A 15,595-nucleotide genomic window follows, 5' to 3' on the forward strand; every position below is an offset into this window, starting at 1 on the left:
TTTCTTTTTTTAATGTAGCACCTTATTTTAAAATTATAGTTATGAGTGTTTTACTTTTTTCAATATTACCTTTGTCAAAAACGCAAAAAAGTTGGTAATATTAGACTTTTACAGTCATAATTACCAACTCTTTATTCTTTCTTATGGTAAATCCCTTTTATTAGGTGCTACCGGCACTTGAATTTCTTTTTCTAAATCAAACCGACCAATTTGATCAATTTCGGTATTTTCCAACTTAACCTCATTATATTCAAATTCCTTGGCTGTTAATAGAATCGCTTCAATCGTATATAAAGTTTCCTCATCATTCTTTATATCGGCATCATCTTCAAAAGTAATTAATAATTGTTCATCGGAAACGACTTCCGTTTCAAAGTCTATGTCATTAGGTATAGAAGCTTTCAGGTTATAAGTTTCAATCCCTTTTTTCATTGCTGCAAAAGCATCTGTCACTGAGTTTATTTTTTCTCTAAACGGAACAAGGAAAGGCGTTGTCCATTCTTCGTTAGGATAGTAAAAATAGTAAGCAGATTTATTAGTCGTATCAACTTGATCTATTTCTTCTGTAAAGCCTTCATTTCCCATCTCTAGCCCTTGTTCACCATCTGTTAATAAATCGATTTTCTCTATATTAAAATCAGCCATCATATCCGTTAATATTTCTTTTATTGCTTCTGATTGACTGCTTGATGAAATATTTGTTGCAGCAGGAAAATCAACTGCAAGCACTTGATTTGAAGTATCATAATGAAAGTCCGCATTAAATGGGTTTAGCTCCCCTAACCCCCATTCAGCTTCTTTTAAATCTGACATATGATTAATGAATAATTCCATTTTAGAAAGATCTGCTTCTTTATTTACCATCACACTAATGGGAATAAAATTTTGAACATTATGATCCGGTATAGAATAAGTTAAAACTTCCTCTTGATCTTTAATATCTTCCGCATAGACTGCAGTTGGTTCAATTTGCTGTGTCACTGGTTGCTCATTATTATCATTGGCATTGGCCTCTTCTGACTGGTCATTTTGAGCATAAATTTCATCCGTCTGATCTATATCTTCTTGCGGAGTTACTTCTTCATCCTTTACTATGTCTTCCGTATTTTCTTGCGTATGATTACTCTCGTCATTTGTTATCTCATCGTTTACTTCCTTTTGTTGAGTCGCATTCGATGCCAATTGATTCTCTTGCTCGCTATCATCTATATTACTTCCGGCTGAATCTTGAAAATTGATCATGGTCGGAACGAGAATACATAACAATAAAACAGCAACTGCAGAAGCTACAGATGGGGTTAACCACCTTTTTCTTTTCTTCTCCTCTTTAAATATCATCATTTGTTGATACATATCTTGCTTACTTATGTGGTTAGTAATTTTAGGAAGTTGTTTCAATAGTTCTTCGATGTGATCATCTTTCCAATCTTGTTTTTTCACTATTTAACCCCTCCTTTTCCCACATGTCAGACATGTTTTTCTTCAGAGCCTTTAATGCTCTGTGTTGCGTAGTTTTCACTTTACTTTCCGTCCAGCCTAGAGTTGCTGCCGTCTCAGCAATGGATAGTTCTTGAATATATCTCATTATAATAACCGTTCGTTGGTCCACTGAACACTTCTCCATGCACCGATATATCATTTGGATTTCCTGACTCTGCATAACTACTTCCTCTGGCATAGGGTGTTCATCTTTAATCTGTTGCTTTGACCAATCAAATTTTTCAATTATTTTTTGTTTCCAGCCTTTTTGTTTTCTAAATGAATCAATGGCCACATTCCTTGCAATTGAGAATAGCCATGTTTTTTCACTACTCTTGCCTTCGAATTTATCATATGACTTCAAAACTCTTATATATACTTCTTGCATAAGATCTTCTGCCAGCTCTCGATCTCTCACCATATAGAATAAGAATTGAAATACATCCTGATGGTATTTTGTATATAATTCATCGAAAACGGAGTCCAATAACTTCCCCTCCCCGTTCATAAATAATAGTCGTTATTAGAATTAAAAAAGTTACACTCTAACTATAGTATTAATGAAATTAAAATGGAAGGGTTTCTTTAGGAAATCTCTTTTTGCTTATTTCGCTTCTGTTTTCTGACATGAATGGTTTGCCAAATGCACATCGATTGTCTGAATCATCACATATCCAGCTCTTTTATACTTGTTAGAGATAAAATTCAAAAGAAGGCCTTATATTAATCCCATGTGGTATTGGCATTCATACGTAAACAGAAATAAAAAAACCGAACACGCACTCTTAATTAGGAGTTCATGTCCGGTTTTTTTGAATCGCAGTTACTATATTTCATTTTTATGATTGGAATGTTCCTTATGAATCAAGAGAATTCGTCAAGAATAGCGCTGACTATTCATGACTTTTCGGAAGAAAGATGGAAAATGTCGTACCATGTCCAATTTTACTCTGAACAGTGATTTGACCTTTATGGGTATCGACAATATTTTTGGCAATTGCGAGGCCAAGCCCTGTTCCAGATCTTCCTCTTGTTCGTGCTTTATCTGCTTTATAGAACCTTTCAAATACAAATGGCAAATCTTCTTCTGGAATTCCAGATCCAGAATCAACAACCTCTATCATTAGCCCTTTTTCGTTACTACGTTGAACGACAGTGACTTGTCCACCTTCAGGAGTATGTCTAATAGCATTATCTATCAGATTGGTCAAGACTTGCTCCATCCGATCAGGATCAAAGCTTGCCCAAACACCTTTATCTTCCAATGACTCAGCTAATATAATTTTCTTTTCAGCCGCCAGTCTTTGAAACTTTCTAGTAACTTTTAGAATAAATGATTTTACTTCTACAGCTTCACGAATAAGCTGAATATGGCCAGCTTCCATTCTTGCGATATCTAGTAGTTCATTCACAAGTCTACTCATTCTTAACGATTCATCATAAATAACTTTAGCCATTTCTTTCTTTTCATCCTCAGTACCAGCGATGTCATCGACAATTGCTTCACTATATCCTTGCATTAAAGCAATTGGTGTCCGTAATTCATGAGAGACGTTGGCGATAAAATCTTTACGTAATTTATCAAGTTGTCGTTCCTCTGTCATATCACGGATAACTGCAACAGCACCCCGAATATAGGTTTCATTATATAAAGGACTAATAATCATTACCCACGTTCGCCCTTGAATATTTACTTCACCTATACTTTCACTTTCTGTATTTACAGCTGTTTGGAACAACTCCATTACATAAGCAGGTACACTATTAGTGAGACCATCTTCACGTTCATAGGACCAATTACGCAGAAAACGGTCTGCAGGTGGATTTGTTATCACAATTTCACCATCTTTACTAAAGGTGAATACACCATCTGCCATACTGCTTAAAATACTAGATAATTGTTCTTTCTCTTGACTTAAAGCATCAATATTATATTTCAACTGCCGGCCCATCCGATTAAAGGTAATCGCTAGATCACCTATTTCATCTTTAGAAAGATAAGGTACTTTTGTATCAAAATTCCCTCGTGATGCTGCTGTGACGGCTTCTTTCATTTTTCTAAGGGGTGCAGTAATCCTCGTTGACAAGAAGAAGGCAAAAATAGTTGTTAAAATAATCGCTACCCCAGCGGCTAATAAAGTAAACTTAGTCGTTGACTCTGTTGTTTCTTGCATAACCTCCAAAGATTGATATATAAAAACTGCACCATCACTTTCATTTGAAGGCGGAAGTGGGACCCCGCTAATCAGTATATCAGGATTATCTATATTTCCTTCTCCACCATTTGTTAAATAAGAAGACACCTTAGTAACTGATTCATTTTTTGTGAAAACAGCTTTTAAATCTGGGTCACCATGTAAATAGGATAGTGGCAACTCGAATGTTTGACTTTCATTGGGAGAATAGTACACTTGATCATCAGCAATAATAATTACTTTTGTCACTTCATCCACTAGCTCCCAAGCAATTTCCAGTCCTATTTCACGATCATGTTTTTCCAAGATCATTGCTATTTTATTGGCAGTTGCCTTCAATCCCTTTTCTGTTTGATCAATATGATAATTCTCAAAAAATTGCAGCAACATAACCGTTAAAATAAATAAGACAAAGGAGACCAGTATAAGAAAAGTTGCCCATAGTTTCCCTACAACACTATGCCATAACCTCATTCATTTACAACCTCAAACTTATAACCCACTCCCCAAACAGTAACAATCATTCTAGCAGCTTGCTCTGATACTTTGTTTAATTTTTCTCGCAACCTTTTTACATGTGTGTCTACTGTACGCAAGTCACCAAAGAATTCATAATGCCATACTTCTTTTAGTAACTGTTCACGATCAAATACTTTATCTGGTGCTTTAGCCAAAAAGTAAAGCAGCTCATATTCTTTAGGAGTCAAGCTTACTTCTTTACCATCTGCTAATACACGGTGAGCATCATTGTCTATTGTTAAATAAGGAAAGACAATGATATCTTTAGCAGTTGTTTCTGGTGGGACGTAAGAAGATTTAGACGACCTTCTTAGCAATGCCTTCACTCTTAAAACCACTTCTCTAGGACTAAAGGGCTTGACGATATAATCATCTGTACCTACTTCAAATCCTTGGACGCGATTTACTTCCTCACCTTTTGCCGTAAGCATAATGATTGGTGTTGTTTTCTTTTCTCTTATTTCTTTACAAACTTCTATCCCATCTTTACCTGGCATCATTAGATCTAAAAGAATGACATCATATTCATTTGTTAGGGCTTTATCTAGTGCCTCGTCACCATCTTCTGCTTCTTCAATAACATAGTCTTCTCTCTCTAAATACATTTTTAATAATCGGCGAATTCTCTCTTCATCATCAACAACTAAAACTTTTACTTCATTATCCATTTATAGCACTCCTTTAGAATGAAGATTATTTTCATAGAAAAAAGCCTTCACTCCACTACATGTGAAGTGAAGGCATAAAATCTAGCACTACCTTAATGCTCAATTCTATTTTAGCAAAATTTTCACGATCCTGCATAGGAATGCAACCCGGCAATAACTAAGTTGACAACAATTAAGTTAAACATGATAATAATAAACCCAATTACACCGAGCCAAGCAGATTTTTTACCATGCCAACCTTTTGATAATCTGAGGTGGAGGTATGCTGCATAGAATAACCAAGTAATTAATGCCCACACTTCTTTAGGATCCCAGCCCCAAAATCGCGACCAAGCGATCTGTGCCCATATCATGGCAAAAATTAACGCTCCTAATGTAAACACCGGAAAACCAATTAGGACAGATCGGTAACCTACTTCATCGACTAAATCTAAATTTACTCTCTTCGTTAGTGGTTGCAAGGCTAGCGTCATTCGTTTTCTAACAAATAACCTAAATAGCAAATAGAGAATTGCTCCTGTAAACAATGACCATAAAACAGTATTTAACTTTTTGGCATTAATGATACCAGGAGTCTCCACCAATGGGCTAAATTTATCCGGCGTTAAATGTTCACCTTCATGAGGCCCAACGAGAGCAGGTAAGTGATATTCTAACGTTTCTTCTACATTATTATTATCAACCCAATGAAACTCTGACTTATAGCCTGTTGCCCCAAATACGGAAGAAATGATAATAAAACCTAGTGTACAGACAACTCCAAAGAGAACAACTTCTAACCAGATTGCCTCTTTTGTTTTTTTCGTATGATCCACTGCTTTGATTAAATAGATTAAGCCAGCAACAAAGCTAATCGCTAAAATCGCTTGTCCTAACGCTGCTGTTGTTACATGGATATGAAGCCAATTACTTTGAAGAGATGGGACCAATGGTGTAATGTCCCTTGGGAACATGGCAGCATAACCAATAAGGAGAAGTGCCACTGGTAATGTAAATAACCCAAGGGCAGGAAGCTTATAAACAAAATAAATGACAATAAACGCCCCAACTAAACACATGCCAAAGAATGTTGTAAACTCAAATAAATTACTTACTGGTGCATGTCCAGCTGCTATCCATCTTGTAATAAAATAACCTACTTGACATATAAATCCGGCAATCGCTATCGTAACACCTATTTTTGCCCACTTATTTGGTCCATGATCTTTTTCTCTTGCTTTCTTGTCCTTAATCGAACCGGCAAAAAAAGCCGTGCCTACTAAATAGAGCAAAAAGGCGATAAATAATAAATTTCCACTTAATGCAACCATTATTACTCCTCCTTACCCTTCTTATTTGTTGTTTCATCTGATTGGTCAATCGGTTCTTGAATACCACTACCATCAAATACATGGGTGATCTCTCTCTTAAGTCCGTGCCAATTTTTATTTGTATGACCCGCAACTAAAACTTGATCTCCTAACCTTCTAACCCATATTCTGCGATGGTTCCAGTATGCACCTTGCACGACACCAATCATGAAGATGAGACCACCTATAGCTAGAATAGGAAGTGTTAAGTCTTTTCTTACGGTCAAAGCACTAACATTTTGCGTGTCTACTCCTTTAAAGGCCATCTTTAAGTCATTATCACCATATGGTTCAATCGTTTGTTGTATAGCAACGAAGCTAACTTCTCCATCAGGATGTTCGGGTGAGAACATTTTAAAGATAAACGCTGGGTTGTTCGGCACGCGTGATTTCGTGACTGGCTCTGAATTTTCATCAAATTCAAAATCAGGGAAATAGCTCATTAGCTCAACACTGTATCCATTTTCAAATGTATATTCATCTTGTGGGTTATGTAAATCAATCGTCATTTGACCAAATTCTTCATTTGTTTCTTTATTCGTTAAAGCAAACGACATTTCGCTTAGCTCACCTAGTTTATAGCTTTGTTGATAAAGAGCAAACTGTTCAAACTTTAAAGGTTCATTTACCCTTAATTCATAGTCTTCTACCTTTTCTAGTTCTGGGTCTTGCCCTGCAATTGTTTCTCCAGATTCTTTGTAAAGGCTCACATTTGTTTGAAAGTTCTTCGCGACTGTACCATTGTTTTCTATCGCTGTTGAAAACGCTTCATTTTCTTTTTCTTTTTCATAAGTTTCTAGAATAAATTCGTGATTTTCCAGATAATACTCGCCTTTTGTTTCTGGGATAACGACTGTTTCACCTTCACGGATCCATAGCAATTCGTCAACATACATTCCTGGCACAAAACGCAACATGCCTCCAATTAAAAAAATAATCAACCCAATATGGTTTATATAAGGGCCCCATCTTGAAAATCGATTTTTCTCAGCAAGTATACTCCCATTCTCTTCTCTTATGTTGTAGCGTTTTTCCTTTAGTTTCGCCTTGATTTTCTCAAATGAATCCTCTTCTACAGAAGCCAAGGTTGTAGCTCTATATAATCTTTGGCGTTTTAAAAACCCTTCATGCCGATCGACTCTTTGTTTTTTCAAGGCACGGTATAGAGGTACGACACGATCAAGACTACATATAACCAGAGATACGCCAATTGAAGCAATGAGCAATAAATACCACCATGAGCTATACAGGTTGTGAAATCCTAACGTATAATACACTTCCCCAGCAAACCCGTATTGATCCTCATAATAAACGGATGCATTTTCTGTAGGCGGTATATACATTTCTTGCGGGAAAATGGTACCAATTGCTGAAGCGGCTAATGTAATAATGATTAAAGTTACCCCTACTTTAACAGAAGAAAAGAAGTTCCATATTTTATCAATAATTGTTTTGTTGTACGTTTGTGACCTTCTCGCACTGCCCTCATAACGCATATCAACGAGCTTTTTACTTTTCTCTTCTTCTACTAACACACGACCGCATGATTCACATAGGACTGTACCATGAGGGTTTACATGGCCACATTCACACTTTACTTGTTTCATCATAAAAACTCCCCAATAATTACGGTTTGATTTGCGTCATAAAATCTTTTACCATTGGTTCTGTCAAAGTCCCCGTATGATATTTCACGACTTCACCTTCAGGATTAATGAGAAAAGTCGCAGGCAAAGGACCGATTCCATATGCTGCCTTTACATCTTCATTTTTATCAATGACTACCGGAAAAGTCATGCCATGTCTTTCAATAAACTTATTCACTGCTAGATTCGATTCACTTATGTTTACTGCGATTGTTTGAACCCCTTGATCTTTAAATTGTTCATATTGATTGTTGATAAATGGCATTTCTTTTTCGCAAGGCTTACACCAAGTACCCCAAAAGTTCAAAAAAACGCCTTGGCCTTTATAGTCAGATAATTGATGCTCTTTTCCATCCATATCGACTAATACAAAATCAGGAGCTTCTTTACCTATTTGTACTTTATGCACATTATCCTTATTAAAGTTTGCATATAGCGTGTAAGCAACGGCTGCAAATAGAATCACTAATATCGCTGTCCTCATAACGAGCCGTCGTTTTTTCATGAAAAATTCCTCCCAAAGTTAAGACACAAATTTTTAGCATTATTTTAACAATTTGGTATTTATTATATCACTAGTATGAAAACAGTCCTTGTAAACGGTGTGAAGGAAATGTGACAACTCTATGACTTTTTCATTTATTTACCTGTACTCTTTTTAGCTAATGCCCTAAATTGCTTTACTTCATGTGCTGTAAGTTCTCTTGCCCCGCCCGCTGAAAGTCTGTTCAATTGAAGGAATCCGTATCTTTCTCTTTTAAGCTTTTGCACTTGATGACCAACAGCCTCAAACATTCTTCTCACTTGACGGTTTCTGCCTTCGTGAATCGTTAATTCGATTATCGCTGTTTGTTTTTGTTTATCACTACTAAGCACTTTTACTCGTGCAGGAGCCGTTTTTCCATCTTCCAAGCGGACACCTCTTTGTAAATGATTTAAACTTTCTTTAGAAGGAATGCCCTTTACCTTCGCTACATATACTTTTTCAATTTCATTTCTTGGATGCATAAGCAAGTTCGCGAATTCACCATCATTCGTCAATAATAATAATCCTGATGTATCATAATCTAATCGACCCACTGGATAAATTCTTTGTTTCACATGTTCAAAGTAATCGGTTACCACTTTTCTACCTTTGTCATCCGCAACACTTGATAATACACCTCTTGGCTTATATAGAAGAAAATAAACCGGCTCTTCACCCTCAACCGGGATACCATCAACTTCGACTTTATCAGAAGGTGTCACTTTCACCCCTAATTCTTTTACAATTTTACCATTAACCTTTACACGGCCATCTACAATAAGTTGCTCCGCTTTTCTCCTAGATGCAACCCCTGCATGGGCTATGACTTTCTGTAATCTTTCCATTATCAGTCACCTCAAAATCTCTATTACTGTCCATATGAATTATGCCATAAGTTCAAGTTTTTTCAAAGAGCGCATTTTTTAACCAAATTGTACATTTTTAAACTAAGTATACAATAGTCATTCCCTTCTCTTTGAATTTGAACAGTTAGTAGGCAATTCTAACATAAAAGAAGCATTGTAGTAAGCTGTTATCACACTGCACAAAAAAAAGCCAAACAAATGATCCAAATTTGTTCAGCTTCCTCTTTTATAAATAAAAGACTACATTATGAAAAGACAAGTAATACAATAAGGATGGCAGCGATAAAACCTGCTAAGTCTGCTAATAGGCCAACTTTCAACGCATCACCCATCTTCTTAATACCGACTGCTCCAAAATAAACAGTCAATACATAAAAGGTTGTATCTGTACTCCCTTGAATGACAGATGCCATTCTTCCAATTAATGAATCTGGTCCGTGTTCAGCTATTAAATCAGTTGTCATTCCTAAGGCAGCATTACCTGATATTGGACGAATAATAGCGAGTGGGACAACATCTGCTGGAATCCCGATAGCCACAAATAATGGTCTGATGAAATCAAGAAAGTATTCTAATGCACCTGATGCTCGAAAGATAGCAATAGCTACCATCATACCTACTAAGAAAGGAATGATTGAGATAGCAATTTTAATGCCATCTTTCCCACCTTCTACAAAACTCTCATAAGTCGGTACTTTTTTAAACGTCGCGTAGACTAATATAAAACCTATAAGTACGGGAATAAACCAAAGAGAAATTAAAGATACTATTTCCATCTATCTCATCCTTTTCGTGATCTCCTGTAATAAAAGTATCTATCAATCAAAATAGCGGAAATGGTCGAACAAATTGTCGCTATAAGGGTAGGACCAACGATGTCAGTTGGACTAGCTGACCCGTAATTCATGCGGATGGCGATAATTGTTGTTGGAATTAATGTAATACTTGATGTATTGATGGCAAGAAATGTGATCATAGAACGACTTGCTTCTGTACTTTCACCATTTAATGCTTTTAATTGTTCCATTGCTTTAATCCCTAGAGGTGTAGCAGCATTCCCTAAGCCGAACAAATTGGCCATCATATTCGATAATATATAGCCCATTGCCGGATGATCTTTCGGTACATCCGGAAAAAGTCTTGATATAAATGGTTTAAATAGTTTAGCCAGCTTGTCTAATAGACCTGCATGTTCGGCTATTTTCATCATTCCTAGCCAAAAGACTAATATGCTGATTAAACCAATACATAATGTGACTGCTTCTTTTGCCCCTTTAAATATCGCTTCATTTACATCACTTATAGTTCCATTAATCATGGCAAAAACGATACCAATGATCGCTAACCCTGCCCATATAACATTAATCATGTTGTTGTACTCCTAATATCCTTATAAACAGATGTTTGAAGTAATCAAAAAATTTTCCTTTTTCTTTTTTAACTCCAGCCTGATTATAGTGAATAGGCAAAGTTTTAATTGCTTCATCATTTAAGTAAACAACGGCTTTTCCTACTATTTCAGGTGATTTTTCACCTTTTCTCCAACTCTCTTTCGGTTCAATAAAATTATATTTAATCCGAAAAGATTCTTTCTCTTTTTCTGTTACCGGGTATGAAAAGGAGGAGTGCAGTGATACCTTATCTTTGTAGAAAGCATATTCTACCCCCTTAATTCTCCCTTCACTCAATACTTCAACTTGTTCATATTGATCAAATGCACCCTCATACATAGCAATATGATCATTCCAATCATCCGGTCCATTTAACGTAACAGCAATTAGATCAAGATTGTTTTTTGTCGCTGTTGTTACTAAAGTCCTTTTTGCTCTTTTTGTATAACCAGTCTTTCCACCAGTTGTATATTTATAAAGCTGGGTCAATAAACGATTTTTATTATTCCAGCTGTAATCTCTGTTTTCAGATCGATAAGATTTTGTCCCTGCTATTTTTTGATACATCTCATTTTTCATTGCATAGCGAGTAAGTAACGCCATATCATAGGCAGTTGAATAGTGATTTTCATGATCGTCAAGCCCATGTGGATTTTCAAAATGCGTATTTGTCATGCCTATTTCTTCAGCCTTCTGATTCATTAAATACACAAAGCCATCTAAGCTTCCGCCTACATACTCTGCAATCGCAACTGCCGCATCATTACCCGAGCGAAGCATTAAGCCATAAACCAAATCTTCTAGTTTGATTTCTTCCCCCGGTTTCAAATAAATGGATGAGCCTTCTGCTTTTAAAATCGTATCAGTTACTTTCACATCTTCTTCTAGCTTATTTGATTCAATCGCCAATATTGCTGTCATAATTTTTGTTATACTAGCAATCCGGTTTCGATCATTGGCTGCCTTATCATAAATAATTCTACCTGATTCCTGTTCGATTAATACTGCATTTCTAGCACTAACAGAGGGCTTCGCCTCTACTAGTTGTGGACTTAAACTAAGCAATAAGGTGGACATTATGAGAATAGTGATTAGGTTTTTCCATTTCTTCATCGCACAAACCCCGTCTCATTTTATGGTTTGTACAATTCTATGCAGGACAAGTTTTGTTATGACAGATTCATGGCGATCGGTTCATAAATTAGTAGGCTGTATTTTATCAACCTTCATCGAAAGGAGTTGAACTATTCATTCAAATTGGGGTAAGGATACGGGTATTGTAAACTGTTGGATCACTTGGACTTTGTTGACTGACTATGATTGAGGTTCCGCAAGAGATGAAAGCTCAATACTCTTGCGGGGTGTAAAAAACATAAGCAACTGCCTGTTTTCTTGTGCTATTTTCTTAAAAAGGCTGCCATTTCATTTCATGTGCTTTTTGAAACCTTCTTGAAACATTGTCCCAGTTTACAATATTCCACCAACTGTCAATATAAGCACCTTTGTCATTTTTATATTGTAAATAATAGGCATGCTCCCAAACATCTAACACAAGTAACGGGATCGTGTCCCATTGTGTTAAGTTTTGATGTTTTTCAGATTGTAATACTTCTAAATGTCTAGCTCTCGGAGACCAAACAAGAATGGTCCAACCTGAACCTTCTACTTGCTTTGCCGCTTCTGTAAAATGTTTTTTAAAAGCTTCAAAGCTACCAAAGTATTTGACTATTTCTTTTTTCAATTCCCCCGTAGGTTCTCCACCACCTTGCGGACTCATATTTCCCCAAAATATCGTATGCAAATAATGGCCTGATCCATTAAAAGCCAATTCTCTTGACCAATGTTTAACTAGAGAAAAATCGCCCGAATTTCTCGCCTTTTCTAATTCTTTTTCTGCTTTATTCAGTCCATCCACATAACTTTTGTGATGCTTATCATGATGTAATCTCATGATTTCTTCTGAGATATACGGTTCTAAAGCATTATATCCATAAGGTAAAGGTGGAAGTTCATGCTTTCCAGCTTGAACACTTACTTCATTAACATAAATTTGTCCAAGTGATAATCGGTGATTGAAATACTGTTCCATCTCACCGTGAAGTTCTTCTACTTTTTCGTGAATTTCTTCTATTTCCTTGTCTCCCATACTATGATCAATTGTCTCCATAATGGCTGTCATATGATCAAGTTTATCCCATAGCTCATTGCTCTCTTCAATATTTTCACTCTCCAAAAAAGCCCTCATATCTTCATTCCATTGAAACACATTCTTTAAGTATTCATTCATACGATGATTCAAGCTAAATCCCTCCTCTTCACTACATCATATGTATAGTAATGATAAATAATATCGTTTTTTAGCCATTCTACATGATGCTTATCATTTTGAACGCTATAGACACAAAAAAGCACGAACAAATTTGTCCGTACCTTAGCTCATTCTAAAGTATTTCATTATTTATTTGGATTGCATCATTTTTGTACGATAATCTGTTTCGTAGTATTCTAGTTCTTCTCTTATCTTTTGGAAATCGCTTTCTAATCCTCTAAATAAGTTCTCAAGGCGAACGGGTACTTCGTGATGAAAACGAATTGAATTCTTTCCTGTATACGCTGAACGACTATTCTCATACCACGCATCATTTTTAGGTGAGAAAAACTCTTCAATACAATGATGGTAAAGTTTATACAATGTTTGCTCAGCTGCTCCCCGCTGAAATTGATCACTCATGAGTATGATGCGACATGCTTCATGACCTTCCTCGCAAAACACTAGAAGCTTTCTCAAATTCGATAAAATGCTTTTATAATATCGCTCATCACCCTGTCCTTCCTCTTTAAGTACCGACAAGGTTGTTTCATTTAAGAAGTTCTCAAAAGTGCTTACCGTATTACTAAGGAATTGTTGCACATCTTCCATTTGTGATTCAACTATAGAATTTCCCATCATTTTCCTCCCGTATATTTAGCTACTCTTTTATCCATTTCGTTCTTCAGCCAATTTGTTTATATCAGCTCTTCATTTATTCTGCATCATTGTTTCTATTATGTTAGATATTTGCTTAAAATCAAATCCCTCAAATAACCGTATAAAAGCGGTCTCATCACTTATAAATAACCGTTTTCTCAGCTTCAATTCCGGATGATTGAGAAGAGAAGCTAGCGCTGCAATATCCTTAAAAGTTCTATCACTTACTGACTGTTCATATGATGTCAATTGATCAAGCTTTTCTTCAAAGTACTGCAAATAAGTTAATGTGAATTTTCTTTCCTCTCCATCTTCCTCATAAATGACTTCACTTTTATTAAAAAAATCTTCGAAGGAATTAGGAAGAGTTTTTTCAAGCGACCATCCTTTCGATTGCAGAATGAACAATCAGAACCCTCCTTCAGATTCAATCTACTTTTTGATAAGCATCGTGATTGATAATAATGAAGTTTGCTGATGATATAAATTTATTAAGGGAAATAATTTTCTTTTGTACCATCTGACATTATGTATATATGCCTTTGGTGTTTAATTATGCTAAACAAGTAAATCACCCTTAATGTTTTTATATTAACATAAATGAGCTGTTGATTGTTCAGAATTATTTCACTTATACATTATTTAATGTATCAAAGAACAAATCTGCTTCTGTTTGCTCAAACTCTTCGTCTCCTTGATCAGGTAGCTTTGGCAGCTCTTTTAAACTTTTTAATCCAAATGTATCTAAGAAACCCTTTGTCGTGCCATACAAATATGCACGACCATTACCTTCAGCTCTTCCTACTTCTTTGATTAATGCTTTTGCCACAAGTGTTTGTAATGGTCTTTCTGTCTTCACTCCACGAATTTCCTCGATTTCAATTCTTGTAATGGGCTGCTTGTAAGCAATAATTGCTAATGTCTCTAAAGAAGCTTGCGATAAAGAATGGGAGGAAGGAGCTTCCACGAGTTTCTTTAAATAGTCAGCTAATTCCTTTTTAGTCGTTAATTGATACGACCCACCAATTTCAATGATTTGTAATCCCCGTCCTTGGTTATTTGCTAACTCAGTCATTAATTGATTCATTCTTTCACTTGCCTCTTGATCACTCACTTCAAATACCGAAGCAATCGATTTCAAATTAAGTCCTTCATCTCCTGCTGCAAATAAAAGCCCTTCTAAAATGGCTTTCCAATTTTCTTTCTTACTCACTTACTTTCCCTCCGCTACTTCTACATACAATTCTGCAAAGTTATTATCTTGTGTAACGAGCACAGCCTGTCTTTTCATTAACTCTAGAACAGCTAGAAAGGTTACAACAACTTCTTCTCTAGAATGTGCAGTAAATAAATCATTAAAGTTTTTACGGCCATTACTTTTTCTAAGTGTACGTATAACTTCGTCTATTCTTTTTTCAATCGGAATTTCCTGCCTGGCTACTTTCGTTGCAAGTGGTTCTTTCCATTTTTTTCTTCTTAATAACTTTTGCAGCGCACCTAACATATCGTAAAGCGATACGTCGACTTGGGTCTGTTCCATTTTCACTTCTTTTGCCATGTCAGAAAGGTCACTCGGTGCTTTTGTGTATAATAAGCTTCTTTCTTGTTCAAGTTCCTTTAAGTCCTCGGCTGCTTCTTTAAAACGGCGATACTCTATTAATCTTTCAACGAGTTCATCTCGTGGATCTTCTTCCATTTCCATATCAATATCTTCGTCATAGTTATCTTCTTCGTGCTTTGGGAGTAGCATTTGACTCTTGATAGCGAGTAACGTGGCAGCCATAACCAAATACTCACTTGCTATATCCAGCTCTAATTCTTGCATAGTATGTATATAGATTAAATACTGTTCAGTAATTTCTGCTACTGGAATATCATATATATCAATCTCGAGGCGATTAATTAAATGCAGTAATAAATCGAGCGGCCCTTCGAAGGCGTTAATCTTTACATTATAATGCTCCATATGTTCCACCAAAATTTCTATA

The 15,595-nt window shown here is 35.9% G+C and carries 16 protein-coding genes; all 16 read right to left on the reverse strand.

What is annotated here, in order from left to right; all coding sequences use genetic code 11:
- Nucleotides 1–141: 141 nt before the first annotated feature.
- Nucleotides 142–1,440, reverse strand: a complete 1,299-nt coding sequence (locus U9M49_RS07485) for a hypothetical protein (RefSeq protein WP_322909565.1) — start codon at nucleotides 1,438–1,440, stop codon at nucleotides 142–144.
- Nucleotides 1,415–1,966 (reverse strand): RNA polymerase sigma factor SigX, encoded by a 552-nt coding sequence (gene sigX / locus U9M49_RS07490; RefSeq protein ID WP_095372719.1) that lies wholly within the window; start codon nucleotides 1,964–1,966, stop codon nucleotides 1,415–1,417. Before sigX ends, U9M49_RS07485 begins: the two co-directional genes overlap by 26 nt.
- A gap of 406 nt (nucleotides 1,967–2,372) precedes the next feature.
- Entirely contained in the window at nucleotides 2,373–4,148 is a 1,776-nt protein-coding gene (locus U9M49_RS07495; RefSeq protein ID WP_307313015.1) for an ATP-binding protein, read from the reverse strand.
- Complete coding sequence (locus tag U9M49_RS07500) at nucleotides 4,145–4,861, reverse strand: response regulator transcription factor (RefSeq protein WP_095372717.1); 717 nt, start codon at nucleotides 4,859–4,861, stop codon at nucleotides 4,145–4,147. Before U9M49_RS07500 ends, U9M49_RS07495 begins: the two co-directional genes overlap by 4 nt.
- Before the next feature lie 122 nt (nucleotides 4,862–4,983).
- Nucleotides 4,984–6,171 (reverse strand): c-type cytochrome biogenesis protein CcsB, encoded by a 1,188-nt coding sequence (ccsB, locus tag U9M49_RS07505; RefSeq protein WP_095372716.1) that lies wholly within the window; start codon nucleotides 6,169–6,171, stop codon nucleotides 4,984–4,986.
- A 2-nt stretch (nucleotides 6,172–6,173) separates the two neighbouring features.
- Nucleotides 6,174–7,817, reverse strand: a complete 1,644-nt coding sequence (resB, locus tag U9M49_RS07510) for a cytochrome c biogenesis protein ResB (protein WP_095372715.1) — start codon at nucleotides 7,815–7,817, stop codon at nucleotides 6,174–6,176.
- Between the two features lie 19 nt (nucleotides 7,818–7,836).
- Entirely contained in the window at nucleotides 7,837–8,361 is a 525-nt protein-coding gene (gene resA, locus U9M49_RS07515; RefSeq protein WP_307313012.1) for a thiol-disulfide oxidoreductase ResA, read from the reverse strand.
- A gap of 134 nt (nucleotides 8,362–8,495) precedes the next feature.
- The gene (gene rluB / locus U9M49_RS07520) at nucleotides 8,496–9,227 is read right to left on the reverse strand and encodes a 23S rRNA pseudouridine(2605) synthase RluB (protein ID WP_322909566.1); all 732 of its coding nucleotides are present in this window, start codon (nucleotides 9,225–9,227) and stop codon (nucleotides 8,496–8,498) included.
- A gap of 266 nt (nucleotides 9,228–9,493) precedes the next feature.
- Nucleotides 9,494–10,024: a spore maturation protein gene (locus U9M49_RS07525; protein WP_095372713.1), complete on the reverse strand. Its 531-nt coding sequence runs from the start codon at nucleotides 10,022–10,024 to the stop codon at nucleotides 9,494–9,496.
- Nucleotides 10,025–10,029: 5 nt separating this feature from the next.
- Nucleotides 10,030–10,617 (reverse strand): nucleoside recognition domain-containing protein, encoded by a 588-nt coding sequence (locus tag U9M49_RS07530; RefSeq protein ID WP_095372712.1) that lies wholly within the window; start codon nucleotides 10,615–10,617, stop codon nucleotides 10,030–10,032.
- Nucleotides 10,610–11,752 (reverse strand): D-alanyl-D-alanine carboxypeptidase family protein, encoded by a 1,143-nt coding sequence (locus tag U9M49_RS07535; protein WP_322909567.1) that lies wholly within the window; start codon nucleotides 11,750–11,752, stop codon nucleotides 10,610–10,612. Before U9M49_RS07535 ends, U9M49_RS07530 begins: the two co-directional genes overlap by 8 nt.
- A gap of 292 nt (nucleotides 11,753–12,044) precedes the next feature.
- Nucleotides 12,045–12,926, reverse strand: a complete 882-nt coding sequence (locus U9M49_RS07540) for a superoxide dismutase (RefSeq protein WP_095373652.1) — start codon at nucleotides 12,924–12,926, stop codon at nucleotides 12,045–12,047.
- 171 nt (nucleotides 12,927–13,097) lie between these two features.
- Nucleotides 13,098–13,586: a YpuI family protein gene (locus U9M49_RS07545; RefSeq protein WP_095372710.1), complete on the reverse strand. Its 489-nt coding sequence runs from the start codon at nucleotides 13,584–13,586 to the stop codon at nucleotides 13,098–13,100.
- A 72-nt stretch (nucleotides 13,587–13,658) separates the two neighbouring features.
- Nucleotides 13,659–14,015, reverse strand: coding sequence for a hypothetical protein (locus U9M49_RS07550; RefSeq protein WP_095372709.1), 357 nt, complete (start codon nucleotides 14,013–14,015; stop codon nucleotides 13,659–13,661).
- 223 nt (nucleotides 14,016–14,238) lie between these two features.
- Entirely contained in the window at nucleotides 14,239–14,820 is a 582-nt protein-coding gene (gene scpB, locus U9M49_RS07555; protein ID WP_095372708.1) for an SMC-Scp complex subunit ScpB, read from the reverse strand.
- The gene (locus U9M49_RS07560) at nucleotides 14,821–15,573 is read right to left on the reverse strand and encodes a segregation/condensation protein A (protein ID WP_095372707.1); all 753 of its coding nucleotides are present in this window, start codon (nucleotides 15,571–15,573) and stop codon (nucleotides 14,821–14,823) included. It abuts the gene before it with no gap.
- Between the last annotated feature and the right edge of the window lie 22 nt (nucleotides 15,574–15,595).

It is taken from the genome of Cytobacillus sp. OWB-43 (genome assembly GCF_034651445.1).
GTDB lineage: Bacteria > Bacillota > Bacilli > Bacillales > Cytobacillaceae > Cytobacillus > Cytobacillus kochii.